15 protein-coding genes are annotated in these 26,546 nt (G+C 47.1%); 5 read left to right on the top strand and 10 right to left on the bottom strand.

Going from position 1 to position 26,546, the window contains the following annotated elements; all coding sequences use genetic code 11:
• Positions 1-131: 131 nt before the first annotated feature.
• On the bottom strand, positions 132-1,166 hold the full coding sequence (locus ACJ751_RS14490; protein ID WP_407746214.1) for a LacI family DNA-binding transcriptional regulator: 1,035 nt from the start codon (positions 1,164-1,166) through the stop codon (positions 132-134).
• 227 nt (positions 1,167-1,393) lie between these two features.
• Between ACJ751_RS14490 and ACJ751_RS14485 the strand changes: the two genes are divergently transcribed.
• Positions 1,394-3,340 (top strand): heparinase II/III family protein, encoded by a 1,947-nt coding sequence (locus ACJ751_RS14485; RefSeq protein WP_407746213.1) that lies wholly within the window; start codon positions 1,394-1,396, stop codon positions 3,338-3,340.
• Positions 3,341-3,342: 2 nt separating this feature from the next.
• Here ACJ751_RS14485 and ACJ751_RS14480 read toward each other — a convergent pair whose 3' ends face one another.
• The 5 genes from ACJ751_RS14480 to ACJ751_RS14460 all read right to left on the bottom strand — a co-directional run bounded on the left by ACJ751_RS14480 (position 3,343) and on the right by ACJ751_RS14460 (position 11,209).
• Complete coding sequence (locus ACJ751_RS14480; RefSeq protein WP_407746212.1) at positions 3,343-4,380, bottom strand: Kelch repeat-containing protein; 1,038 nt, start codon at positions 4,378-4,380, stop codon at positions 3,343-3,345.
• A 361-nt stretch (positions 4,381-4,741) separates the two neighbouring features.
• The gene (locus ACJ751_RS14475; protein ID WP_407746211.1) at positions 4,742-5,728 is read right to left on the bottom strand and encodes a DUF4466 family protein; all 987 of its coding nucleotides are present in this window, start codon (positions 5,726-5,728) and stop codon (positions 4,742-4,744) included.
• A gap of 1 nt (position 5,729) precedes the next feature.
• Positions 5,730-6,125: a hypothetical protein gene (locus ACJ751_RS14470; RefSeq protein ID WP_407746210.1), complete on the bottom strand. Its 396-nt coding sequence runs from the start codon at positions 6,123-6,125 to the stop codon at positions 5,730-5,732.
• A gap of 45 nt (positions 6,126-6,170) precedes the next feature.
• Complete coding sequence (locus ACJ751_RS14465) at positions 6,171-8,063, bottom strand: RagB/SusD family nutrient uptake outer membrane protein (RefSeq protein ID WP_407746209.1); 1,893 nt, start codon at positions 8,061-8,063, stop codon at positions 6,171-6,173.
• 11 nt (positions 8,064-8,074) lie between these two features.
• On the bottom strand, positions 8,075-11,209 hold the full coding sequence (locus ACJ751_RS14460) for a SusC/RagA family TonB-linked outer membrane protein (RefSeq protein ID WP_407746208.1): 3,135 nt from the start codon (positions 11,207-11,209) through the stop codon (positions 8,075-8,077).
• Positions 11,210-11,466: 257 nt separating this feature from the next.
• Here ACJ751_RS14460 and ACJ751_RS14455 point away from each other — a divergent pair, with 257 nt between their 5' ends.
• Entirely contained in the window at positions 11,467-12,252 is a 786-nt protein-coding gene (locus tag ACJ751_RS14455; protein WP_407746207.1) for an RMD1 family protein, read from the top strand.
• 47 nt (positions 12,253-12,299) lie between these two features.
• Here the strand turns inward: ACJ751_RS14455 and ACJ751_RS14450 are convergent, their stop codons facing one another.
• On the bottom strand, positions 12,300-12,986 hold the full coding sequence (locus ACJ751_RS14450) for an SET domain-containing protein-lysine N-methyltransferase (RefSeq protein WP_407746206.1): 687 nt from the start codon (positions 12,984-12,986) through the stop codon (positions 12,300-12,302).
• Positions 12,987-13,502: 516 nt separating this feature from the next.
• Here ACJ751_RS14450 and ACJ751_RS14445 point away from each other — a divergent pair.
• Positions 13,503-14,852, top strand: coding sequence for a T9SS type A sorting domain-containing protein (locus ACJ751_RS14445; protein ID WP_407746205.1), 1,350 nt, complete (start codon positions 13,503-13,505; stop codon positions 14,850-14,852).
• A 12-nt stretch (positions 14,853-14,864) separates the two neighbouring features.
• On the opposite strand, the gene ACJ751_RS14440 is transcribed toward ACJ751_RS14445, so the two are convergent.
• The 3 genes from ACJ751_RS14440 to ACJ751_RS14430 all read right to left on the bottom strand — a co-directional run bounded on the left by ACJ751_RS14440 (position 14,865) and on the right by ACJ751_RS14430 (position 20,224).
• Entirely contained in the window at positions 14,865-17,228 is a 2,364-nt protein-coding gene (locus tag ACJ751_RS14440) for a beta-L-arabinofuranosidase domain-containing protein (protein ID WP_407746204.1), read from the bottom strand.
• A gap of 82 nt (positions 17,229-17,310) precedes the next feature.
• Complete coding sequence (locus ACJ751_RS14435) at positions 17,311-19,020, bottom strand: DUF885 family protein (protein ID WP_407746203.1); 1,710 nt, start codon at positions 19,018-19,020, stop codon at positions 17,311-17,313.
• A gap of 289 nt (positions 19,021-19,309) precedes the next feature.
• Complete coding sequence (locus ACJ751_RS14430) at positions 19,310-20,224, bottom strand: dihydrodipicolinate synthase family protein (RefSeq protein ID WP_407746202.1); 915 nt, start codon at positions 20,222-20,224, stop codon at positions 19,310-19,312.
• Between the two features lie 276 nt (positions 20,225-20,500).
• On the opposite strand from ACJ751_RS14430, the gene ACJ751_RS14425 reads away from it, so the two are divergent.
• Positions 20,501-21,379 carry an AraC family transcriptional regulator gene (locus tag ACJ751_RS14425; RefSeq protein ID WP_407746201.1) on the top strand — a complete coding sequence of 293 codons (879 nt, stop codon included), beginning with the start codon at positions 20,501-20,503 and terminating at the stop codon, positions 21,377-21,379.
• 327 nt (positions 21,380-21,706) lie between these two features.
• Positions 21,707-26,419: a T9SS type A sorting domain-containing protein gene (locus ACJ751_RS14420; RefSeq protein ID WP_407746200.1), complete on the top strand. Its 4,713-nt coding sequence runs from the start codon at positions 21,707-21,709 to the stop codon at positions 26,417-26,419.
• The last annotated feature ends 127 nt before the right edge of the window (positions 26,420-26,546 follow it).

The following is a 26,546-nucleotide window of genomic DNA, read 5'->3' as shown; positions in this document are numbered from 1 at the left end:
TGTGAAAATGTGCAAATTTTAAAATGTGGGCTTAACTTTTTGGATTGGTAATTTTGAGATTAAGTGTGGCGTAGAATCCTACCCTAAAATTTAGCGCCTAGCTCCCATAACCTCTGCCTTCTACCTTCTTCCTACGTACTCATCCGCCTAATCAACTCCACCGGCACTATAATTGGTTCGGGCGATAACACCTCACTGTCGCTGTCGTTCTTCAGGCGCTTTAGCACTTCCGTTACTATTACCTTGCCAATGTTCACCGGGAATTGTTCTATGGTGGTTATGGAGGGGGTAATGATGGCCGAGCGTGGATCGTTTGAATAACCGACGATGCGTAAGTCTTCGGGAACTATGATGCCCACTTCCTTGGCGTATTCCAGCACCGCAATGGCGGTTACGTCATTGGCGGCCATGATTGCATCGGGGAATGGCGGCTTTGCAAACAAGCGGTACATGGTTTTGCGGGCATTCTCGGCCGTTAACTCGTGATAAAACACCCAGTCTTTTCGAACAGGTATCTTATGCTGGGTCATGGCTTTTTCAAAACCGGCAAAGCGATCGATATAAATATTACAGGTAAGCGGGCCCGAAATATAGGCAATGCGTTTACAACCCAATTGTATCAGGTGAGAGGCCGCTAAAAAGCCTCCCCGGAAATCATCTCCCTTGACAATACAGGCGGGATAGGGTTGCACCGGTACGCGATCATAAAACAGTACCGGAATATTGTTCTCCGTTAAGATATCGAAATGACTGAAGTCGTTCGTAAATAAAGTGCAGGCGGCAATCACTGCATCCACCCGGGACGCATACAAGGTTCGCGCCAGGTCTTTTTCCATCTCAATGGAGTCGTTCGACTGGCAAATGATGAGGTTATATCCATGTGCATGCAATCCGCTCTGAATAGTGGTGATCACTTCGGTATGCAAAAACATCGAAAACTTTGGAACGATCAACCCTACCGTATTGGTTCTGTTGGTACGCAACCCCGAAGCCATCACATTTCGGGTATACCCCGTTTTGGCAACAAAGGCCATCACCCGGTTACGGGTAGTAGTATGTACATGGGGGTGGTTGTTCAGTACACGGGAAATCGTTGCCGGCGATAATTTCAGCGCTTTGGCTAGTTCCTGGATGGAATTTTTACTGGTCGGTTTCGGGGTCTTCATTGACTGCAATCGTTTACGGAAATTTCTTTGGCATAAGCCCTTCAAACTTGGTAAAAATAGATGGAATCGTTTTCAGAAAACGCTGATTTATTTACTGAAACGTTTTCGTAAAAAATGATGCGCGAGGCGCAACTGTTTTTGTGTGGCCGCCCATCTTAAAGGGTTAAATTTATCATGCTCTCGCCCGAACGACGTTCAGTCGAACGGACATCATGAAACACTGCTATATGAAAAAAACAATATTTTTCCTGGCCATCATGGCATGGCACCTGCAAATTACCGCACAACAAAACCTGTTGAGCGCAAAGTATTCCACCCAGCAACTGCAGGAACTACTGATCCCCCAGGCTAAATGGACACCTTTTCCCCGTATTACCGATCGCGCCGGCTGGGCCAAAGTGAACGATGCCACCATACAGGCCTTTATAAAACAGGCGAACGGTTATCTTACTTATCAATGGCCTTCCATTCCGGCCACTACTTCCCTGCTTATTGAGCGTACCGGCGACCGGGGCACCTACGAACGCATCAGTTTTGAAAAACGCGGGGTACTGAGTACGTTGATAATGGCCGAGGTATTTGAAAACAAAGGCCGCTTTATGGATCCCATCATCAATGGCATCTGGAATATTTGTGAAGAATCGTGGTGGGGCGCACCGGCACATCTGCCGCACGACAAAGACCACTCGGGACTGATGGATGTATCGCAACCTTTTGTGGAATTGTTCAGCGCAGAAACGGCTACCTACCTGGCGTGGGCCGATTATTTTTTGGGTGACAAACTGGATGCGGTATCGCCTCAGATCAGAAAACGCATTTATTACGAAACCAATAACCGCATCTTTCAACCGCTGATGAACAAACCGCATGGCTGGATGGCGGCCAATGCCAATGGGCGTCCGCCTAACAACTGGAATCCCTGGATCTGTTCCAACTGGTTGAACGCCGCCCTGCTGCTGGAAAAAGACGCCGCCAAACGCACAGCCATGGTGAGCAAACTGCTCAATGTGCTGGATCAGTTTGTAAATCCCTATCCGCAGGATGGTGGGTGTGATGAAGGACCGGGCTACTGGGGCGCCGCCGCTGCTGCGTTATATGATAATATTTCCATGCTGAACCTGGCCACCAACAATGCATTCACGTATGTTTACGAGAATGAAAAAATAAAGAACATGGCCCGTTTTATTTACCGGGCACAAATAAGCGAGAAATACTGGCTCGACTTTGCCGATGCCGATCCGCAACCGGGTATGGCAGCCAGCATGATCTATCGCTTCGGAAAAGATATTCACGATACCAGCATGATGCAATTTGGCGCATACTATCGTCAGCCTGATGATGGGCATATGGGCCGGTCCCATTTTTTCAGAAACCTGTTTGAGCTGTTTATGCAAAATGAAATTCAGCAATCGGCTCAAAGCCTGCCACTGCCGGCCGATGCGTGGTTCCCGGGTATCCAGGTTATGATAGCGAGGGATAAAACCGGCAGCACCGATGGCTTGTTTGTTGCAGCTCAGGGTGGTCACAACGACGAAAGCCATAACCACAACGATGTGGGCAATTACATTGTCTATTACAATGGCGGGCCTGTGCTCATTGACGTTGGCCGGGGCACGTATACCCGTAAAACGTTTAGTGATAAACGCTACGAGATCTGGAACAACTGTTCCGACTATCATAACACCCCCACTATCAATGGAACCAATCAATTACCCGGCGCCAAATACAAGGCGGAGAACGTTGCTTATAATAAAGGCAAGTCGTTTGCGGAATTGTCGCTGGATATCTCGCACGCCTATCCTGAACAGTCGGCCGCCAGCAGCTGGCAACGCTCCATCAGGTTGAACCGGGGTAAGAATGTGGTGGTAAAAGACATCTTTAAACTGAACAACGCCAAGGGTATTACCGAACACCTGATGACCTGTTACCCCGCCGAGGTTACCAAACCGGGCGAGCTGGTTATTCATTGCACCCCGAAAAAAGGCAACCCTGCCGATGTGGTTATTCAATATAATCCCAAACAAATGCAACCTACCGTTGAAAAGGTGCCTTTAACGTCTATGGAAGATAAAGGCGTGGAAGAAAAATGGGGTGATAACATTTATCGGATCAATTTTACCGTTACCACCCCTAAACCAAATGACGCTATTGAATTGGTTATAGCTCCTAAATAAGTTTAATCATTATCGACTTTAGCAGCAAAGGGACTGAACTCAAACATATTATCCAGGAAGAGTGTACCGGTTTGGCCGGTTAATACAAAGGCCCGGTTCTTTACGGTAAAGGCAACAGCGCCTTCGCGGGTCTTTGCTTCAAAGCCGGTATACTCTTTCCAGGTATCTGCATCGGCATCGTAGCGCCAGGTACTGGCCACATACCCACCATTTGAGCCTGTGGCGATAAAGGCATATTTATCGAATGTAAAGGCTACGGCATTTTTCCTGGTAAGAGTAGTATAGCGATCGTCGTACGACTCATTGCTGAAATTATACAATGGGCGTTTGGTGGTCCATAGGTTGTGACCGGCATCGTACTGGTACAGTTCTTTTTGAACCTCGGAATTATTAGTTCCGGTTACCATATAACCCATATTGTTCAGCGTAAATGCAAGGGCCGCATACGTCTTGTGTGGAAAGCTGGCTTTTTCTTTCCACTGAAACCCTTTGGGCTGTGTGGGATCAAATTCAAAGCAATCATTATATGCCTTGTTGTTATCGTATCCGCCACATACATACGCTTTACCATTAATCACAAATACAGCTGCATCGTACCGGGCATCGCCGGGCAGGGAATCTTTCTCCATCCAGGTTTGCGCAACGGGATCATACTCCCAAAAATCTTTCAGGATATTATCGTTTTTAGCATCAGTTTGATAACCGGTTCCTATATACCCTTTTCCATTGATGGTAAAAGCCACTGCGCTTCTGCGGGGAGCAGCCGGCAACGGTGTTTTTTTCATCCAGTTACCATTGGCTACATCAAAGGCATACATATCGTTATATGAACCACGGGCTGAGATACCCGCTAATACATAGGCAATATCGTCAATAACAAATGCTGCGGCTTCGCTTCTTGAATCGCCTTTAAAATCGGCGGCAATGCTCCAGTTACCGGTAAGATCAGCAGAGCCCGGATTGTTCTTGTGGCATGCCATCGTAATACAGGATACGCAGATAATAAATAAGAGTACAGGTTGGGTGTAGCTGTTTCGCATACTTAATAAAGTTTGCTTAAAGCTATCCCGTTACTTTACTAAGAACATCTTAAAATCGATTAACCGTGTGCGTGTATGGATTGAGGGGGCGGAGAAATCTTCGAGTCAGCTTTTGTCATGAAAAGTTGCGGGGGAGAGTTGATCAGTTGACCAGTTAACCAGTTGACCAGTTGACCAGGAAGTTGATAGAGTTGATTGGGTTGATATAGTTGATATAGTTGATAATGGGCGAGAGATGAAAAGAGTAAGAAATGAAAAATAGTGCGCAATGTTACATCCTCGCGAGTCCTTTCACGTTTGACGTTTCACGATTCAAAAAAACCTGTCAGATGAACAAGCGCCACCTGACAGGTCATTACAACTACAAAGTATACCGCTTAATGCCTATCACGGCATTTTTGGTGGTAGTACTTGCCGTGTTAAAATAAACGTAGGCCCGGTACTTATGATCAGCAGTTTCTACCCACACACCCGCTTCCTGTTTCAGGTTGATGGCGTAATTGGGATCGTTTGTCATATTCAGCTGCTGAAAATCCGGGTCATCTATATAGATACCATACTGCATTTGCGCCAGGTTGTAATCCTGCAGGTTAAACACTTTTCTTTCATAGGTACTTCTGTTTACACCAGTGGGTAAGGTAACACCCGGTAAATATTGCGGATCGGCTGCAGGCGATACCAATGCAAAGTTAAAGGCGCTGGTGGTAATATTCCGGTACAGGTAAACCAGGTCAATACTGCCCGCTTTGGCGGCTGCATCGGTTGCATTGTAGGCTGCCATATCGGCGATGGAGATATACATCAGTCCGCCATCAGTAAGGTTGATGCCTTTTTTCATATCCATATTCGCAATGGTATACGGTCCCATTTTATAAGAGACCGTTTCACCATCGCTGCTTTCCGCTGAAAAAGTAAAGGATACGGATTGTCCACGGGCCTGATCTGGAATTACATAGTAATACCGCAGCGTAGCTGCATTGGTGTCTTTATTAAAGGTAACGGTGGTTACATTTTTGGTGGTCACTGACGTGCTGCCTACGGAGATGCCTACATCCACACCGGTGTTATTGGTGTAGTATGAATTATTTTCCATCCAGGTGCCGGCAGCGCCATCGATGGTGGCTTCTACTCTGGCATTGGTCAGTTTTCCTTTTTCGGGCAATATGGCCATAGCATAGGCAAACTCAATGGTTTGACCTACAATATTGGGGCCCTGGGTTCTTTTTATACAATCGTTTTGCAGCACATCTTTTGGCGTAGGAATTTTGTACTCTTTCTTTGTACAACCTATCGTTGTCGACACCAGGAATATCGCTGCAGAAATGTATCTAATATATGATTGTTGCATCTTATCGTGGTTGAACAGTTATTAAAACTTTGTACGTTTTGCTTATCTGCCTGTTGCCCGAGATCACGTTATATTCTTTGGGGTTAGCCAGATCGGAAAAATCAACCTTGCCAACGATCTTGGGGTCCAGTTTGCAATCGGTAGCCAGCGTAAACTGCGGAAACAGGTTCTTCAGGTCTGTGCCGAACTGCACGATCACGCTTACTGTTTGTGCAGTAGTATCAATAACGGGCTGTTTGGTCAATACAGTCACATAATCAGCGCCCAGCAATTCAAAATTGCTTACATAGCATTCCTGCCGGGGCGTTATCAACAATCCATCGCCATCTACCGGGTGATCTTTCTTACACGATAGTACACTCAGTATTATTAATGTGCTTATGATAATTCGTTTCATTTAGTTTCTCTTTTACTTATGATTTGAAGTTTTGTCCTTCAACTACTACCTCCACGGTACGTTCTGCGTAAGATTCGGATTCCTGTCCCTTTCACTTTGCGGGATCTTGAAAATGTAATCCTGCTGGTATTCGCGGAAGGAAGTGTTCTGGAAATACCGCTGCGCCTGGGTGTTCCAGGTATCTAACCGCCATACACCGGCTGCATTGCCTGGACCTACCCATTTTGTTTCAATCACGCGCCAGCGGCGAAGATCGAATGAACGTTGTCCTTCCCCGATCAGCTCTACTATTCTTTCCTGTTCAATAGCATCGAAGAAATGATCGTGATTGTCTGTTTTAGCCGCGGCTAATGGTGGCAGATTTCCCCTGTGCCGTACCCTGTTCACCAGGTCAACCGCATCTGCAGGCGGAATACCGCCGCTTATTTCATTGGCAGCTTCGGCATACATCAAATACACATCGGCCAGGCGAATTACCGGCCAGGCATAATCGCCATCACTGCGGCCCTGCCCGGCATAGTTGCGAACAAATTTGCGGAACACAAAGCCTGAATTGGAACCATCGGTATTATAAGTAATGTATTTCACGCCGCCGATGACGACATTGGCGCCCCAGGTTTTGTAGATAAAGGGACACATGCCTGTTGACGCCAGGGATACCATTCCCAGGCTCACTTCATAATCCCATTGAATGGTTGATTTACACCGGTAGTCGCGGTTGGCATAACTCGCAGGATTAACTGCCGAATTAACGCGGGTGCGTGCATCCGCAACGGTGGTGGGGTTCAACGGAACCAGCTTGGGAGCAAAATCACCGGTGGTAAGCAACTGGTAACGATCGGCTATTTCGAAGCGGGGAGATACCCAGCATTGTGATCCTTCGTGCGAACGGCCGGCAAAATCGCGCATCAGTTCTTCACCCTGGCTGGTTCCGGTTCCGCCATGGGTAAAATAAAGCAGGTTTTCCGGATCGCCATTGGCTTTAGGCGTAAACAAATAATAATAGTTGGGTAATTTATCGGCTTTGCCTAATGTATCTATCTCACCCGGCTCACCGCCTTTGTATAAGGTAAGACCGAAATCGTTAGCTACTTTTTTAAGATCGGCGGCGGCGGCCGTAAAGGCGGCAGTCGCTTCTGTCGCATTCTGCGTAAAACCTTCCAGTTCGGGCCAGCCCTTATTTTTCCAGGAACCCCAGTATAAATACACTTTACCGCGCAAGGCCAGTGCAGCCGTTTTTGCCATTCTGCCAACCGCCACGTTTGCTGAAGGCGCCGGCAGCTTGTTATAGGCGTAGGTGAGATCTGAGATTATGGAATCTTTTACCTGGCCAATAGGCATACGCGATACATCGCCAATTTCCAGATTTGCATCATCTACATTACTGCTCACCGTATGACTAAGGAAGGGCACATCGCCCCACATGCTGATGAGCTTGAAATAACACAGGGCGCGTAATAGCCGGGCTTCCCCAATAATGTTTTCGAGGTTCGTTATGGAGGAAGTGTCTGCCGTTTGCAACATGTTGCTTACATTATCAATCACATAATTGGCGCGGTTCACCCCACCATACAGGTATTTGAACATTTTATCGAACGAACCGCCATAACCCGTAGGGTTATAATTACCATTGTAGTATGCATCACCTAACCGCAGGTTGTTATTAGTGGCGCTGTTGGTACCACTGCGGTCGCGCACATATTCACCCTGGCCATCGAAATAATAGTCGCGGTCGAAGCATGGCCTGACGGAAGCATAAGCTCCCATCAGTGCATACGTAGCATCAGCTTCAGTTTTCCAGTACTGGGATATGAGGATCTCGGTGGTTGGGTCCTGATCAAGGAGTCCCTTGCGGCAGGCCGTTTGCAATAACATACAGCCCACCAGGGTGATTAAAACGGGTATTCTTATAGATATAATTGTATTTCTTTGTTTCATACTGCAGCAGTTTATAAACCTAATTGTACAGACAGGGCATATGATTTTACCAGCGGATACATATTGTTGTTACTACCCGCTTTTTCGGGATCCAGGCCCCGGAAATTTGTAATGGTAGCTATATTTTCAGCAGTACCGGCAATACGCAGACTGCTGATACCGGCCTTACCTATGAGCTTCTTTGGAATATTGTAACCTAACTGTACGTTCTTCAGGCGGATGTAACTCATATCATCGAGCCAGAAGGTTGACATACCGGCGCCGGTAGCGCCTGTTGCCTGGTTGTTGCCACTTCCTCCTAACCGTGGCCAGGCGCCGTTGCGGTTATCCCACGACCAGGGCTGGGTCCAGTGGTTCCAGGTAGAAGCATAGCGGGCCGTACTAAAGTTGGTGTTGTTGAATGCATTCAACCAGAAATCTTTCCGGCCGGCTGCACCCTGTACCATAAAGGCCACATCAAAACCTTTCCAGGAAGCATAGCCGTTAAAGTTTACATATGTAGTAGGCCTGTCGCGGGCAATATTGGTATAAGCGCGCATATCATTCGCATCGATCCGGCCGTCGCCATTGATATCCTTGCGCAGGATGTCGCCCGGTTGTGCGCCCTGCGGGGTGTGGTTATAAATATCTTCCCAGGTTTGTGCAATGCCAAGGGCTTCATAAGCATACACAAAATTATAAGGCATGTCCAGAAAAATGTTGGCGCTTGAGTTGGTTGAACCTCTGCCAATATACTCGTTCCATTTTTCGAGTCTTGTCTGGTTATACGATGCATTCAATGTAAGGGCATAATTCACCGTGCGAATATTGTCCTTCCAGCTAATAGTACCTTCTACACCCCGGTTGCGCAGGTTACCGATATTCTTACGCGGTGCATTGTACGCACCCGATAAAAATGTCGACAGGTCCGATGGCCGGTTCATGCCGGTGGTGAGGCGATCGTAATAATCAAACTCGCCGGTAAGCCGGTTGTTGAGAAAGGCCAGTTCCAAACCTGCATTCAAAACGCTGGTCTTTTCCCACGACAACCCAACATTCATCAGCTTGCTGTTTACAAAACCGCGGGTAACATTGCCATTGATCATGTACAGGTTATTGGCGAGCGTTTGTTGTTGTTCGTACCTGTCTACGCCACTGTTATTACCCAACCCGCCATAGGATACGCGCAACTTTCCGCTTGTTAAAAACTTATCGGTGAACTTATTGATGAAGTTCTCCTCGGTGAACCGCCAGCCCAGGGCTACCGATGGGAAAAACCCATACTGGTGACCAGGCAGGAATTTGGAAGAACCATCTACCCGGAAATTAGCTTCGAGCAGGTATTTGTTAAAGGCGGCATAGTTAACCCTGCCAATATACGAGCGCAACCCCTCGGCGTTGGAAGTACCATTGGAAGTTACCACCCCCGTGAGCGCGGCATCCACTTCATGCAAACCGGGGAACAGGCGGTCGTTGCGTGAACTGCCCTGGGTACGATCGTACCAGTACTCTTCGCTATACACAAACAAGGCGCTGAGGTCGTGATGAGTGGCGATGATGGTGTGATAGTTCAGACGACCATTCAACATGGTTTTGTAGCCGTTCAGGGTAGTATTGCTGACGCCGGCATTGGCGCCTACATACACCCGGCTGCCATAGCTATTGGTTTGAAAGTTGAATGCCTGGTTGGGCATATTGGCATTATAAGCAAACTGGTTGTAATAATTCAGCGAGTAATCTATTGTACCGGTCAACCCTTTGATGGGCGTCCAGTCCCAATACATGGTGGTATTGGCCTCCTGGCGGGTTTGGTGGTTAAGACTATTGATGTATAATGTATAAGGATTGTATGCCTGCGGATCTTCGCCATAGGCCATAACACCGCCATACTTATCGGTAGTGGGGTCATACGGTAAAATACCGGCAATAGCGTATTGCATATCAGTACCGGCGGTATTGGTAGGGTCGGCATCGGTAAAGCCATCTTCAAGGGCATAGGTCAGCTTCGACCAGTTACCATTGAACTTTACCCCGGTGTTCATATTGTTACGAACCTTATAATCAAAATTGAACCGGGCATTGTACTGGTTGTAATCGTTGTTGATCTGCAAACCGGCTTCATTGCGTGTGCCTACTGAGATAAAGAAGTTCGATCTGTCGTTGCCACCTGTTGCGCTCAGGTTATAGTTCTGGTATTTTCCATCGCGAATGATAATATTCCACCAGTCGGTATTGGGGTAGCGAACGGGATCGATCATGCCCAACGCCATCCACTGGTCAATGGTTCCGTTTTTAAAAGTCTGGCTGGCAGGCAGGGTACTGGTGGCGGCGCGGCGTTGTTCCAGGGTTAAGGCCCTTGGATAATCGGCCATAAAGGAATACGCCTTTACGGGTTTCTCCACCGCCGTATTGCCGTTAAAAGTAATGGCGGTCTTTCTATTACCCTTACCGGTTCTTGTGGTGATCAGAATTACGCCGTTGGCAGCTCTTGATCCATACACCGATGCGGAGGTAGCATCCTTCAACACCGAGATGGTCTCAATATCGTTCATATTAATGCGGTTGATGTCTACATCGGGCATTCCATCTACCACTACGAGCGGACTACTGTTATTCACCGTTCCCAAACCCCGGATCAATAAGGTAGCGCCATTGCGACCAGCCATGCCGCTGTTTTGCACGGCTGCGAGACCAGGCACCAATCCGCTTAACCCGGATGATACGTTTGGTACAGAACGGCTGGTTAGCTTTTCATCAACATTCACGGTACCTACGGCGCCAACGAGGTTCACCTTTTTCTGGCGGCCATATCCCACCACCACCACATCGGTCATGTTCGATACTTTCAGCTTTAGGGTAACGTTGTATTCAGTGCGCTCATCAACCGGCACTTCCACAGTTTCATAACTGGTTGATGTGAATACGAGAATAGCGCCGGGCGATGCGCTTATGGTAAATATTCCTTTGGTATTTGTTTTTGTACCGGTGGTTGAATTTTTAATAACAACAGAAACGGCGGGAACGGGTGCATTGGTTTCGTCGATAACTGTTCCTGAAATCGTTTTCAGTTGCGCCACAGAGAAAAATGGAAGGATCAATAACAGCGGCAATAACAGCCTGGGAACGGGCAAGGGAATCCTGTCCCGCATGTAGCAAGTAATTGGCATAAGCAATCAGTTTAGTGTTTTTATTTAACCAGCTCAAACTTGATAAAAAAAGCTGGAATCGTTTTCATGAAACGAGTTATTTATTTACTGAAACGTTTAAGTTGAAGGAGGTGAAACATGGAAAGGTCCCGGCTCAACAGCGGGTGAATGGGTATCATAATCAATTGGTAAGAACAATTAAAACAGGAACTGGGTACTAAAAGTTAACTTTAGGTATAGACAGGAGATCTCTGAAAGATCAATCAAACAGTAGACGTATGTTAAAAGTATTATCCTTACAAATAGCCGATGGCATTGATATTAAAGAGTTTAAAACGGTGTTCAAGGCTGAGTTGTTACATGGGGATTCCGACGAGTTGTTTTACCGGGTGAAATCGCAATCGCAGAAGTTAGTGTATATTTTCAAATACGGTATTGTGTGCTTTCTTGGTTACAACGAGGTAGAGATCATGGCATTTATTCAGGCCATTACGCCTTATTGCAAAAACCCGTTCGATCAGCACATCAGCGATGAGTTTGATATTGAAGTGAATGCTGCCCGTAATAAATTCGGCTATAACAAAATTGAAATTGAAAAGGAAACTACTGATAGCCTGCGGTTGATAATGTTGAACGTGTCGCAATCAGTTGCGCTGGACCATTTCAGCCACCAAACCAATCTGCTGCTGGAAGAAACAACCTATCACACCCAGACGTTGGAGAAGAAAGGCCGGCTGGAACTCTCGGGCGGTAACCTGAAAAAATATATTGGCCGCACGCTGAACCTGAAGAACCGTATTGAGGCCAACCTGTATATTTTTGATTCACCCGAAGAAACCTGGGAAGATGAGAATCTGAACCGGCTCGACATTGGTCTGAAAAGAACATTCGACCTGCAGGCCCGGTTCAGAACTATCCGCGAGGGTTTGGAAATTGTAAAGGAAAACCTCGACTTGTTTAAAGACTTGCTTCAATACAGGAACAGCATTGTGCTGGAATGGATCATTATAATCCTCATCCTGGTTGAAGTGATCAATCTTTTTATTGAGAAGCTGATGAAGTAACGTGAAGCGGGTACCGGTTTCGCGGGTTTCGCGTCCGGTATTCAGCCTTAATCGTTCAACGTGGCCGCGACGAGGCTCTTTGCCCTCTGCCCTTTGCCCTTTGCCTTTTTCACCCCATTCACTTTGGCGTGAACCGATTTGCCGTTGGCTACTTTACCATTGACTTTAACGCCATTGGTCTTTTTGCCATTGACCTTTTTACCATTAACGGCTTTGCCATTTACTTTTTTGCCATTGGTAGCCTTGCCATTCAACTTCTTGCCATTTATTTTGGTACCATTCACTTTGACACCATTGGCCTGGGCTTTCTTTTTTTCTTTTTCGTCGATACGGATATTATGGCGAATTACCTGCCAGTACTCGGGGCCATACCCTACCAGGATCTCACCACCGGCCGGAATATCTTTTGCAGCCACGATAAACACACGTACCCCTTCTTCGGCATACTCGGCATTATTATTTATGTCCTTTACGCGCTCTAAACCCCGGGCATCATTGGCGTACCGGGCCAGGGCTTTTTTATCGTTCAAAGCATCGATCACAAAATTGCGTTTTACATAGTAGATGTAAGGGCTTTCGTCTTCATCGGCCTGAACTTCTTTCCAGGTCCTTGTTTTGCCTTTGTACTCTACAATACGGGTTCCTTTAGGAATGAACTTTTTGGTAAATAATCCTTTTCCAGCGTTAGGTAAGGTTGACTTTTTAACGTACAACTGTTTCTCCAGGAATGCCATTCAATAAATAAATAAGTAGTTTAAAAGATGCTTTTACTATTTGTTAAAACCAACAGGCCATTAACCGTACCAATCATTAGTTTATTGTGCATAGTACAATAATAATATTCCGCTTGCCAATAACCGAAAATTGCATGGTTAAACAGGCGTCGAAGATAAGAACTTAAGTGATACTTTTTACATGCTGTTGCTATGCACGTGGCTGCAACAAATTTGCAGCGACTGTAATTATTTCAGGTTCCCGCTGAAAACAGCACTGCCATTTTTTGCGGTAACGTTGCCGGAAGCAACATGCTCCCCTTGTAATTTCCCCGCCAAAGCCAGTACAAAGTTACCCTTACCGATTGCTACACACATATATTACTGGCTCAATTCCACCAGTAACATACCGGGAAGAAAATCCCATGCCGGGAAATTGTCTCATTTACGCACTCCATCTAAATCATTCATAGTAAACTGGTTGTATTCTGGCATCGAACTGGACTATATACTGACATGTGCAAAAATCCCTATAAAATGAAAACAATTACAATTCCTAAGCCCACTGGCCAAAACGATCTGATCGCAAAATCTGCCCTGGTAATTGCGATAATTTTATTGCCGCTTTTTATGTCGGCGCAAAACCTGACCAATAATTCTTCTTTTAATAATAGCAGCACCGGCTGGACAAGCAGTTGCTCAGTAGAAGTGAATCCTGAAACAACATATGGCGGAACGAATGCTTCCAATTACGTTACCGAGATCGATATGGATCGTTGTATTGACCAGAACATCTGTATTATGCCAGGTGCTACCTATGTGCTTTCTTTCAGAGCAACAAGAAGGATCAATGCTTCTACCCCTAACAACCCCGGGATCGCGATAAAAATAAGAGGTGGTAATACCAATTTTAATTACCTCAATCAAACCAAAAGCTATAACAACACTACATTTAGCTGGTCAACTGAAACATTTACTTTTACTGTGCCCGCCAATAGCAGCGACAAAAGCCTAAACCTGCATATTCAGGATAATAATGGTAATTCCACCTACGGAGTTGTTATGGATGATATTGAAATGCACCTGCAAACCGATATGGCTATCAGCGGCAATACCGTAGCAATGGTAAATAGTACGAATGCCTATTCTGTCGGCAACAGCCCTTCTTCCGGCATCACGTACAACTGGAGCTTTGGCGCCAACGCCACGCCCGCTACCTCTACCGCGGCCACTCCTTCTACCAAATGGACCGCCGCCGGTAGTAAGAGTGTATCTGTTGTTATCAGCAATTCAAGCTGCCTGGTCACTACTTTAAGTACTACCGTTATGGTAACGGGCGCTTTACCGCTTAATTTTACCAGGTTTACCGGTATTATTAAAGATAACAGGGCAGCCATTAGCTGGTCTACCACCAATGAAGTGAATAATAACTATTTTATTGTTGAACGCTCTCTTAATGGCCGCAATTTTGACTCTGTTGGCCGGGTTCAGGCAGGCAACAGCACCAGCAATACCTATTTTTTTAATGAGAATAATACCAATGCCACCAGTTATTACCGGGTAAAACAGGTTGACATCAACGGAACCTATACTTATTCATCTGTAATCACCCTGAAAAATACGGGTAGCAATAATGAGATGACTGTTTATCCTACACAAGCGACCTCAACTATTAATTACGTATTATCAAGCGATGCCCCTGCTACTGTTACGGCACAGGTATATACTGTTACGGGCCAACCGGTGATTAGTCAGCAGGCTACGTTGCAGCAGGGATTGAATGTAAGGGTGGTGGATGTATCTACTTTAGCCAAGGGCGCTTATATTTTTAAAGTTCAGGTAGCTGGTACCGGAAACAACCTGGTAAAGCAGTTTAGTAAGTTATAGTTGACGAGTTGACTAATTCTCCCTCATCATTCTCACCTCCCCATAGAGCGGCCCAACCATGTTTTGAGCAGCAGGTTTAAAGGTTACCTTTACCTGCTGTTTTCCTTTGGTGACTTCAGCAGGAATGGGATATACAATATCGTAGAATTTACTTGCCTTGTATTTGTTCAGGTCTTCGGTGGCAATCTTCACGTCGTTTATCAGGATATCGAATGTCCGGCCCCGGTTATCCATTCCCCAGTAGGTACACAACAGGCTGTTTGTTTTTTCCGGATCCACCTTCAGATCAAACGTGAAATAACCGTCGGGATACGCTACCCGGTATTTGCGGGTATGTTCTTCACCGGTATTTATTTTATCGCCGGTAAATTCATGATCGCGTTCGGGCTGCATTTCGCCCAGGCGTAAAAGGTCAACGGTGTTTACTTCCATCTGATGCCGTTTTTTGCGTTCGGCTTCATACACTTTTTGTTGTTCCGCCCAGCTTTGTGGTGTGAACAGGTCCCAGTACACACTGTAAAATTCTTTTTGTACCTGGTTGAATGGCTTGAGCGTAACCTCCTGTGGTTGCCCGGTATTCACCGAATGAAAAACCAGGGGCTGATTGTTATCTGCCTGTAACCAACGGGCAGGATCTGTTTCCCCTGACACCAATACCGGAATACCAGTTACAGGATCGGGTTCCTTATTGCCCAGTACACCCGCCAATACCACCGGGCCATAAAAAACTGCCAGGCGGTTGGGGTTATCGGGCATTGATTGGGTATATAATTGCAGGCTGGGTTTAACAATTACCGCATCACCTGTTTTCCAGGTGCGGGTAATGGTGAAATAGCCATCGGCGCCGGGTTGCAAATTCGTTTGCTCTTTTCCGTTCACGGCTAACCAAACGCCCTGTTTTGACCAATGCGGGTTACGGATGCGTAGGGTAAACGATACCGGTCGGGCAGCTTTGATGGCAAACCGGACCCAATTGCTTTCCGGCAGTTGGGTTTGTTGTTCTATCACTACGCCTTTTTCTTTCCAGGTCAATCGCGAGGCGATGAACAGGTTCACATACAAACTGCCGTCTGCGCCCTGGTAATAAATACTTTCGCCATACTTCACATGGTTTTCCATACCCGAGCCCACGCAACAGGTAAAGGTGTTGAACGAATCGCTGAACTCCTTTTGCGTACCCATGCGCAGGGGCACAAAATAACACATCATGCCCGTGCTGTGGTTCTGCGACGACAGGATGTGATTGTACAAAGCCCGTTCATAATAATCCATGAGGCTGGCAGTGGGCTGCAAGGCGAACAAATGCCGGGTCAGCTTGAGCATATTGTAAGTATTGCAGGTTTCCATGGTGTTATCGGAAAGCGTTTCATTGAGCTGATCGGCCGGGCCCAGGTATTCGTAATTGCTGTTGCCACCTGGCGCGTAGGTATGATCGTTTACCACCGTTTGCCAGAAGAAATCAGCGATGGTTTTGTCTTTCTCCCCGGCAGTTAATTCATAGCGGCGAATACAACCAATGACCTTGGGGATCTGGGTATTGGAATGTTTGCCGGGCAGCATGTCTTTTTGCAACGCCAGTGAATCGAGGATGCGTTTATCGTGGAACTTATAAGAAAGGTCCAGGTATTTTTTTTCGCCGGTAAGGGCGTAGGTGTTGACCAGCACATCGTTCATGCCGCCGTATTCGCAAAATAACATGCGTTGCAGGGAGCTGTCGGGCAGGTTGCGAAGGAGATTGGCCGTCCAGTCGGCCATGCCGGTCTCTACCGTCAATGCCTTTTTATTATCGCAATAAAGATACGCATCCAGCAAACCGGCCATGATCTTGTGCACTGTATACCAGGGCGACCAGGCGCCATTGAGGTCAAAACCCCGCGAGCGGATATTGCCCTTTTCCACCTCGGCCCACATGCTGTCTTCATTGGGAATAGCGCCTACATACCCATTGCGTTTAGGCTGGCATTCGGCCAGTTCGTTTACGATGTAATTCACTTTATCGAGAAACTGTTTATCGTGCGAGGCGGCATAATGCATGGCGCAGGCAGATAAATAATGACCCAGGGAATGGCCTGCCAGTCCGCTGTGTTCCCAACCACCATAATGATCGCCCTTTGCTTTTAGTCCGGCATGTTCACGAAAATCGGCCAGCAGCCTATCCGGTTCTATTACCTGCAAATAGCGCACATCTGCTTCCATCGCTTTCTTAAACGGACCATCCAGCAATTGTACATCCTGCAGGTTAAAGCTGTAGGCCTTTACCGGCACTACAGGCTTTACTTTCATTTTGGATTGTTGCTTTTCGGGGACATACGATTGACTGTACGTAGATGCACACAGCAACACCAGTAGCGATAATAATAGATTGTGTTTTTTCATTGCTGGATAGGCTTTTTAGTTTTTACTCTGTAAACTTCCTGGTCAACTCGTCAACTGGTTAACTGGTCAACTCCCCATTACCTTACTTATAGAACTTCCATTCCGCTTTATAGTCCTTCGGAATAGATTGATTGGTAAGTATAGCTCTAACCATAGTAACCGGCATGGAGTTTTCGTGCAGCACGGCGTCGTGGTATTGCTGATAAGTCATTTTACCACTATCAACCAGTTCTTTTTTCATGGCATAGAATTGCAAACCGCCGATCATATAGGCCAACTGGTACAAAGGACCGTAATTACCCACAAACGACCGGCGCACTTCGCCTTCGGCATTGGCGCGTTCATGGCCTACCCTGTCAACCAGGAAATCGATGCATTGCTGAGGCGTCCATTTACCGAGGTGATAGTTCAATGAGAAGATGATGCGGGCGCAACGGTGCATGCGCCAAAACAACATGCCTATACGATCTTCGGGCGATTGCGGGAAATGCAGGTCCCACAAGATCATTTCCCAGTACAGCGACCAACCCTCGATCCAGAAAGGCGTATCAAAGTTGCGGTAGGCTTTGTACCGGCTATTCATAAACCCCTGCAGGTGGTGACCGGCAATCAGTTCATGGTGTACAGTGGCACGGGAGAAATGTGGGTTATTGCCACGCATGCTCATCAGTTTATCATCTTCCTCCATGGTACTGGTTGGGTAGGAAATGCTCAACTCTTCTCCCCCGGTAAAAAAGGGATTCACCAGTTGTCTTTCGGGCGTCATCATTATCATGCGCCAGGTTTCTTCCGCCGTTGGCGGAATGGTAACCAGGTTATTCTTTTTAAGGAAGTCCACTGATTCATTATACAATTTCATGATGGCCTCGGGTTGTTTGCCCGGCGCCACATAGGTGTTCTTTACTTTTTCCAGCGCTTTTTTCCAGTCTTTACCAAAACCCATTTCCTGAGAAGCTTTCAACATTTCGGCATCGCACCAGGCAAATTCTTTATTGGCGATAGCTATCAGTTCTTCGGGTGTGTAAGGAATATATTCCAGCTGCAACTGGCGAATGATCTCTTCCCGCCCGATTGGATAACCTATAATATGACTGCCATCGTCTTTACCACCGGGGGCCGCTTTCCCTTTTTCCTGCCATAATTTTCCATAGGCAATCAACGCACTGTCGAGGTGTTTATAGGAATCGGGTAGCCACCAGGTATAGCCGGGATCGTAACCTGCATAAAATTCATTCACACTTTTCATCGCGTCCTGTAATCCTTTTACAATGCCCTGCGCCCGGCGAATTAAATGGATAGTGATGGTGGTGTCTTTTGCTAACGATCCGGAAAGATGATTGATGCTTTCAGTGATGGTTTTCATACTGGCCGCCCATTGTTGTGCATCGGGCTGGGAGCCGCGGCGGCGGAATTTTTCTATTTCATAGATGCCATTTGAAAACGAGAACCAGGTGGTGAGCTGGTCGCATTCTTTTTTCTCTACCTCCAGCAACCGCAATTGTTCATCGAGGTTTCGTTTGAACAGCAGATAATCTACCCGGCTGCCGGTTGGCAGGCTTTCATAGTTCAACTGCTGTACCTGTTTTTCATAATCGGTGACCAGCGTTACAAAGCGATTGCGCCGTTCAGGTGAATTCTCTACAAAATAGAACCGGTTCAGGCTGCCGCGGTCTGCCTCGAATTGCACCATCAGGTTGTTGACTTCGCTGTTTTGTTGATATAATGTCTGTTGAGACATGGTGGCTGCTGTGGTGAGGAGCATGCCAAGGATAAGTATGTGTTGTTTTCTCATAAGCGTGTGTGAATCGTGAAACGGCAAACGTGAAACGGCAAACGCCCTTATTGCAGGGCTCCTACTCCTGTACTTTGCCTCATCAACTTTCAGCGGGAGGCCTCCCCCCGGCCCCCTCCGGTGGAGGGGGAGAAATACAGCCTCGCTATAATATTCATCCCTCTCAGCTTCTTAATTCCCATTTCATACTTCTGCCTTTGCCTTTCCTTTATCAACTATATCAACCTTATCAACTCTGTCAACTTCTTTCTTCCTGGTCAACAGGTTAACTGGTCAACTGGTTAACTGGTTAACTGATCAACTGATCAACTTTCAAATCTGGTCTGGAAGCAATTCCTTCTTTAATGATCCTCAATACACGCTCACGCTCCTCGCCTACTAAAGTCAGGCGCGGCGCACGTACGTATTCGGAGCCTAAGCCTACCTGCGCTTCGGCGAGCTTAATGTATTGTACTAATTTGGGATGAATATCTAACTCCAGTAAGGGCAGGAACCAGCGGTAAATGGCGCGGGCTTCTTCGATCATGCCGGCTTTTATCAGTCGATATACGGCAACGGTTTCGCGGGGGAACGCGGTTACCAGTCCGCCTACCCAGCCGTCGGCGCCCATCAGTAATTCTTCCATAGCGAGCGTATCAACACCGCACAGTATTTTATAGCGATCGCCAAACCGGTTAATCAAACGCGTAACATTCGATACATCGCGGGTTGATTCTTTCACCGCCTGAATGTTATCGCATTCCTGTAGTTGTTCAAAAATATCGAGGGTTACGTCTACCTTATAATCAACAGGATTGTTATAGATCATAATGGGCAGATCGGTTGATTGTGCAACGGACTTGAAAAATGTCAACGTTTCGCGGTCATCACTTTTATAACGCATGGGTGGTAATAACATCAATCCTTTTACGCCCCAGCTTTTGCCCAATGCGGCTTGTTTAATGGCTTCTTTGGTAGCCCCTTCAGCAATGTTCAACACCACGGGAACCGGTCCGGCTATTTCAATGGCCAGCTTCACCAGGGTTTCTTTTTCATCGGTAGTCAGGGTGCTCGCTTCGCCCAGGCTGCCTCCCAGTACAATTCCATCCACGCCGGCATCCAGCTGCGATTGCAGGCCCTTTTCAAACAATGCCAGATCGAGGGTATCGTTAGCGGTGAACTTGGTTGTGAAGGCAGGAAAAATACCTTTCCATGATATACTCATTCGTAATAATTTTTAATAAAAGTATTATGAAACAGTTAGTAAAGGATAGCGGGTTTTAATCAGTTTGTTACCGATTTTAACATCGTGAATGGTGAATGGTGAATCGTGAATGGTGAATAACTCGCGATTCTTTTAATTTCGAATTAGTCAGGAAGCTCAAAATTGAGAAACCCATTGACCATTCACCATTGACCACTTTTTTACCAATATTAACCTCCTGCATGGCACTATGGGAAAAAATTGGTAATATTGGTAAAACCAACCAAACTACTGAAAATGAAAGTTGTTCAGTTCACCATACCTGTTTCCCAAGAGCATTCCATCATGGTTCAGGAAGATAAGTTACCACATTTTTACAATCACCTGCACCGCCATAATGAAACCCAGCTTACCTGGATCATAAAAGGCGAAGGCACCCTCCTTGCCGGCACCTGTATGCAGCGGTTTCAATCGGGCGATGTTTATATCCTGGGCGCCAACCAGCCCCATCTGTTCAAAAGTGATCCCGATTATTTTGAAAAGAACAGCCAGAAAGATATTCATGCCCTGACCTTATTTGTTGACCTGCGTGGTCCCTTTGGGAAGATCCTTGACCTGCCGGAAATGAACAACGTTAAAAAGTTTATGGAGGCCACCAGCGCCGGTTTACAGGTACCAGCTTCGCATCAACAGGAGATCAGCAAAAAAATGATCCTGGTAAAAGAAGCCAGGAATGGCATCAGGCTGGCCTTCTTTATTCAATTGTTACAAACCCTCAGCCGCATTAAACCATACAAACCACTCTCCAGCACACAAACAGAAAACGCCATCACCGAATCGGAAGGACTGCGGATGAATGACATTTACCAGTATACCATGGCGCACTATACCGAGAACATTACACTTAAACAAATTGCCGATGTGGCGCATTTGACCCCACAGGCTTTTTGCCGGTACTTTAAAAAGCATACGTTAAAAACCTATGTTACTTTTTTGAATGAAGTGCGCATTAATGAAGCCTGTAAGAAGATAGTAGGCGAACCTTTTGATAGCCTGGCGGCGGTTGCTTATCAAAGCGGGTTTAACAATGCCGTTACTTTTAACCGGGTGTTTAAAAAGATAACCGGACAGCCCCCCAAGAAATTCCTGACTGAATATATGCAGAAAGTGAACTGATCTTATATATAATCATTTCTCCATAACCCTCATCTTGTATTTAATCATAACTTATCATCAGTTGACTGGCACTGTTAAAAGGATAAGTTGAAAATAAATGTGTTTCCACGGAAACTTTGTTATTAATTTGAGCGCTTTCAATAACCTGCGTTCAGGACAACCTACCATTGCCTGCCTTTTCCTACAACCATACTATACCCCTTTTTCCATGCCTGCCACGCATGGTGCCATCCATTAATATAACCTGACAGCTATAGCTATCCTGCTTTGGCGGGCGGGCATGCTTTGCCCTGCACGCAACCGTATAAGCGAACAAATTCCCTATATATGCAAAAACGAATACCTAAACCGTTTTCTCTTTTAATGTTCTTTGTTTTACTTAGTAATTACCTGTCGGCTACGCCTGAATGCCCCATCATTTCGGGCAAGTTTCCCTTAGCCAATGGCGTCATTGCCGATGCATCGGCAACCGGGTGGTACCTCGATGCTACCAATGTAAGTTCCACTGGTTATTTTGCCGTAAAATCAAACCGCCTGCATGCCCAGGAACTGGGTGGCGAAGGCATCTGGTATTCACGGGTATTTTCTACCGCAGGTTATTCCGACTTCCAGGTAGCTGTAAAGGTCTCTTCCGAAGGAGATATGAACAGTTCGGAATATGTAAAGATCTATTACAAGATCAACGGTGGCGCCGAAACGTTGTTAGACTCCCGCACGGGTAATTTCGGCACTATAGATTTTACTTCCGGCACCCTTACGGGCAGCAATGTTCAGCTGGTGGTAAAGATCTATAACTACAACAATGGCGGCTCACAAACTTCCAAGTACTATATTGAGGAGTACCGCGTATTTAAAGAAAAAGGCCCCTGCGCGGTTTCAGCGATCAATGTAACTACAGCAGCGGCCAATGGCGGGGTGCTTACCTGCGCCAACCCCTCACTGGGTTTATCTGCTACAGCCACCGGCACCGGTACTACTACCTGGAGCTGGAGCGGTCCTAATGGATATACTTCAACTGCACAAAACCCAACGATAACAGCAGCCGGCACCTATACCGTAGTGGCCACCAATAGCAGCGGCACCGGGTCAGCGAGTGTTACGGTAACAGATAATAAAGCTGCGCCGGTAATTACCGCCACCGGCGGCGCCCTTGCCTGCGGTTCGTGCGTGACCATCAGCGCCACCAGCAACGTAAGCGGCGCTACCTATAAATGGACCGGTCCTAATAGCTTTAGTTCCACTTCACAAAACCCTACGGTTTGTGCAGCCGGCACGTATACAGTTACTGTAACCAATCCGGCCAACGGGTGCAGCGCCCAGCAATCGGTATCGGTAACGGCTGGGTCATCTGCGGTCACCACCTTCTGGCTCGAAGATTTTTCAGGCCTGAGCAATGGCGCCACCTCCGATGCCGGAGCCACTGCCTGGACAACATCTGTTACCGGATCTGGTACTTATTCAGTACAAAACAATGAATTTAAAACTTCATTCAGCGGCAGCCAGGGCGTGGGCATCTGGACTTCCCAGGCGATAGACATCTCTTCGAAAACGAATGTCAGTTTTTCGGTTGATCTGCGAAGTGAATTATCCAGCAGCAATGATGCCTTCGAGACCGCAGATTACATCCGGGTTTATTACAAGTTAAATAATGGTGCAGAGACACTGGTTTATGAAGACCTCGCCGGTCTTGGAAGTACCACCAACACCAATGCTTCTGCCACGATCAATTCGAGTTCCCTGAACGGAAGCACCCTGCAGATCATCATTAAAACAAGTAATTCGGACCCTACGGAACGTTACTACTTTGATAATATCAAAGTAACCGGCACCAGCACCGGTACCGGAACTGTTACCGTTACGCCCTCAGTAAACGGAACTGTAACCTGTACCGCCACGGCGCAATTGTCGGCCAATACCAGCAGTTCGGTGAGCAGCTGGGCCTGGACTGGCCCCAACGGGTTTACTTCTTCTGTACAAAACCCGGCAGTGAGCGCAGGTGGGCAATATGTGGTAACCGCTACCCTGACTTCGGGTTGTGCTGCATCTGCTACCATCACCGTTCCTGAAAATAAAACAGCGCCGGATATTACTGCCAGCGGAGGTAATTTGGCCTGCTTATCGAACATTACGCTGAATGTAAACTCAACAGTAAGCGGCGCTACCTACAAATGGACGGGACCTAATAGTTTTACGAGTACTTCGAAAAACCCCAGTGTAACCGCTGCAGGTACATACACCGCTACCGTAACCAATCCGGCAAACGGCTGTACCGCCTCGCAATCAGTATCAGTAACGGCCGGGTCGTCTGCTGCCACTACCTTCTGGCTCGAGGATTTTGCCGGCCTGAGCAATGGCACTACCTCCGACGCAGGCGCTACCGCCTGGATGGCAACTGCCAGCGGCAGTGGCACCTACTCGGTACAAAACAATGAATTCAAAACTTCGTTTGATGATCAGTACGAAGGTGTATGGACTTCACAGGCAATAAACATTGCAGGCAAATCGAATGTGACATTTTCGGTTGACCTGCGCAGTGAAGTGACCAGCGGCTCATTTGAAACCGCAGACTACATTCGCATATATTATAAATTGAACAACGGAGCGGAAACACTTGTTTTTGAAGACCTGGCCGGATTAGGTTCTACCACCACTGGTACAGCCTCTACTACCTTCACGTCTGCAGCGCTCAATGGCAGCACCCTGCAGGTGATCATCAAAACCAGCAATTCCGGTTCTGCCGAGCGGTATTATTTCGATAATATAAAGCTTACAGGAAGCGATATTGTCACCGAGAGCGTTACTGCAACCGGCGGCGTCATTACCTGTACCGCGGCATCGGTTACCATGCTTGGCAGTTCAACCGCGGGTGGCGTAAGCTATAGTTGGACGGGCCCCAATAACTTTACTTCCACTGCACAAAATCCCGTTATAACCACAACCGGTATTTATACATTGACCGTTCAAAACCCCGCTACCGGATGTAGTGGAACCGATACGGCCCTTGTTACCCTGAACACAACCCCACCAGGCGCCACTGCCAGCGCCAGCGGAGCCCTTAGCTGCAGCGGCAGCTCTTCGGTTACCTTGTCAGGAAACTCTTCCATCACTGGCGTTACTTATAACTGGACGGGCCCCAATAATTTTACCTCTACAGCACAAAACCCGGCAGCTACGGTTGCTGGCGCTTATAATGTAACGGTTACCAACCCGGCCAATGGTTGTACCAGTACCGCATCAGCTACAGTTACGCAGGGCAGCACGAGCACCTGGCTCGAGGACTTTACCCTGGCCAATGGTGCCACTGCTGATGCAGGAACCACCCCATGGACAACCAGCGTAAACCCATCTACAGCCCTGTTCTCGGTGCTCAATAATGAGTTCCGTGTAAGTAACAGCTCCACCAACACGGGTGCTGAAGGTGTATGGACCTCGGGAGCAATCAATATCACAGGCAAAACCAGTGCGGCTATCTCGGCTACTGTAAGAAGTTCCGTTATCAATGGCGCAGTGATGAACACCGATCCTGTATATGGTGATTACATCCGGTTCTATTACAAACTCAATAATGGTACTGAAGTATTATTTGCCGAAAAAACCGCCGGCATAAATAATCACAGCACTACCCCAACCCCCGTTTCCATTTCCCTTTCAGGACTGAGCGCCAACACGCTGCAGATCGTGGTAAGGGCAAAAGCTACCGGCAACGATGAGTTTTATTATTTCGACGATGTGCAGACCATAGCTACAGGCCCCGGTAATGTATCGGCGAGTGCAACAGGCGGCCTTATAAACTGTACTAACACTTCGGTTACACTTCAGGGAAGTTCTGCAACAGCAGGGGTAAGCTATACGTGGAGTGGACCGGATGGATATACCTCAGCTGCACAAAACCCGGTTGTTACAAAACCAGGTACTTATACCTTAACAGCGGCCCTGGGTAGTTGCACCGGCACCGCTGCCGCTACCGTGAGCCTGGATACAACAAAACCGGCTGTTACCGCCACTCACACCGGAAGCATTAACTGTATTACTACCAGTGTGGTTATCAATGGTACGGTTTCAGCAACCGGTACCGACTATAGCTGGACCGGACCAAACGGGTATACTGCTACTACCCTGAATCCGGAAATATCAAAAGGCGGCACCTATATTTTCAAGGCTACCAACCCGGTAACAGGTTGCGCTGCCAGCGCCTCTACAATAGTTGAAGAAAATACCGTTCGTCCCGGTGAGATCTCGATCACCAATTCCGGGATCATTACCTGTTTAACAGGCAGCGTAACCATTTTTGGAAGTTCGTCGTCATCGGATATGAATGTGGATTACAAATGGGAAGGACCGAACAGCTATAGTTCGAACTCTTCATCAGCAACTGTTAAGCATGGTGGCGTTTATACGTTGACGGCTACCAACCCGGCAAATGGCTGTACATCGAGCAAATCAACCACTGTGGCCGAGAATACTACAAGCCCCGTAGTGACCGTTAGTAATAATGGCCCTATAAGTTGCGCCAACCAGGTTGTTACCATGTCGGCCATTACCAATACACCCAATGCGACCTTCTTATGGTTAGGGCCTGATTTTGAAGATGTAGTGCCTGTTACAACAACCAGTGCCGCTGGTACTTATTACATTACCGTAAAGGACCCGGCCAACGGCTGTACTAAAACCGGCTTTACAATAGTAACGGAAGACTTTTCTGATTGCGGAGGCCGCAAAGTAACCACGCCCGGCACAGCAAAAGCAACTGAACAAAACTTACCGGCAGCGGGCGTAAGTAACTTTACGTTTAAAGCATACCCCAACCCGGTAATTGCGAACGGAGTGATCGAGTTTACTTCACCGCAAAACGCCCTCGCCACTATAAGCATTTACAATGCACTGGGCACTTGCGAGAAAGTATTGTTTAAAGGTATGGCAACAGCCAACCACAAATACCAGGTAACAATTCCTGCCACGCAAATGAAGGCCGGCGCTTATTATTACATCATCAATACTGGTGGCAAAAGCTATACTGGTAAACTGGTGCTTGTGAAATAGGAAATAGGAAGTAGGAAGTAGGGCTTGAGTTCAAGCCGCGACGACGGCCCTCTTTCCGCGACGATTGCTCATGATGGGTCGTTCCGCCAAAAATGATTCGACGCGGCCGATCACCGATGCCACGTCC

The sequence above is a fragment of the Niastella sp. genome (genome assembly GCF_045805085.1).
Classification (GTDB): Bacteria; Bacteroidota; Bacteroidia; order Chitinophagales; family Chitinophagaceae; genus Niastella.
The sequence above is the reverse complement of the archived record's forward strand: the minus strand, read 5'-3'. Positions and strand labels throughout refer to the sequence as shown.

Bases quoted from the DNA above. Each gene is read 5' to 3' on its own strand.
- ACJ751_RS14485 (WP_407746213.1), top strand. From the start codon at position 1,394: ATGAAAAAAACAATATTTTTCCTGGCCATCATGGCATGGCACCTGCAA.
- ACJ751_RS14420 (WP_407746200.1), top strand. From the start codon at position 21,707: ATGCAAAAACGAATACCTAAACCGTTTTCTCTTTTAATGTTCTTTGTT.
- ACJ751_RS14490 (WP_407746214.1), bottom strand. From the start codon at position 1,166: ATGAAGACCCCGAAACCGACCAGTAAAAATTCCATCCAGGAACTAGCC.
- ACJ751_RS14430 (WP_407746202.1), bottom strand. From the start codon at position 20,224: ATGAGTATATCATGGAAAGGTATTTTTCCTGCCTTCACAACCAAGTTC.
- ACJ751_RS14425 (WP_407746201.1), top strand. From the start codon at position 20,501: ATGAAAGTTGTTCAGTTCACCATACCTGTTTCCCAAGAGCATTCCATC.
- ACJ751_RS14435 (WP_407746203.1), bottom strand. From the start codon at position 19,020: ATGAGAAAACAACACATACTTATCCTTGGCATGCTCCTCACCACAGCA.
- ACJ751_RS14480 (WP_407746212.1), bottom strand. From the start codon at position 4,380: ATGCGAAACAGCTACACCCAACCTGTACTCTTATTTATTATCTGCGTA.
- ACJ751_RS14470 (WP_407746210.1), bottom strand. From the start codon at position 6,125: ATGAAACGAATTATCATAAGCACATTAATAATACTGAGTGTACTATCG.
- ACJ751_RS14475 (WP_407746211.1), bottom strand. From the start codon at position 5,728: ATGCAACAATCATATATTAGATACATTTCTGCAGCGATATTCCTGGTG.
- ACJ751_RS14450 (WP_407746206.1), bottom strand. From the start codon at position 12,986: ATGGCATTCCTGGAGAAACAGTTGTACGTTAAAAAGTCAACCTTACCT.
- ACJ751_RS14445 (WP_407746205.1), top strand. From the start codon at position 13,503: ATGAAAACAATTACAATTCCTAAGCCCACTGGCCAAAACGATCTGATC.
- ACJ751_RS14455 (WP_407746207.1), top strand. From the start codon at position 11,467: ATGTTAAAAGTATTATCCTTACAAATAGCCGATGGCATTGATATTAAA.
- ACJ751_RS14460 (WP_407746208.1), bottom strand. From the start codon at position 11,209: ATGCCAATTACTTGCTACATGCGGGACAGGATTCCCTTGCCCGTTCCC.
- ACJ751_RS14465 (WP_407746209.1), bottom strand. From the start codon at position 8,063: ATGAAACAAAGAAATACAATTATATCTATAAGAATACCCGTTTTAATC.
- ACJ751_RS14440 (WP_407746204.1), bottom strand. From the start codon at position 17,228: ATGAAAAAACACAATCTATTATTATCGCTACTGGTGTTGCTGTGTGCA.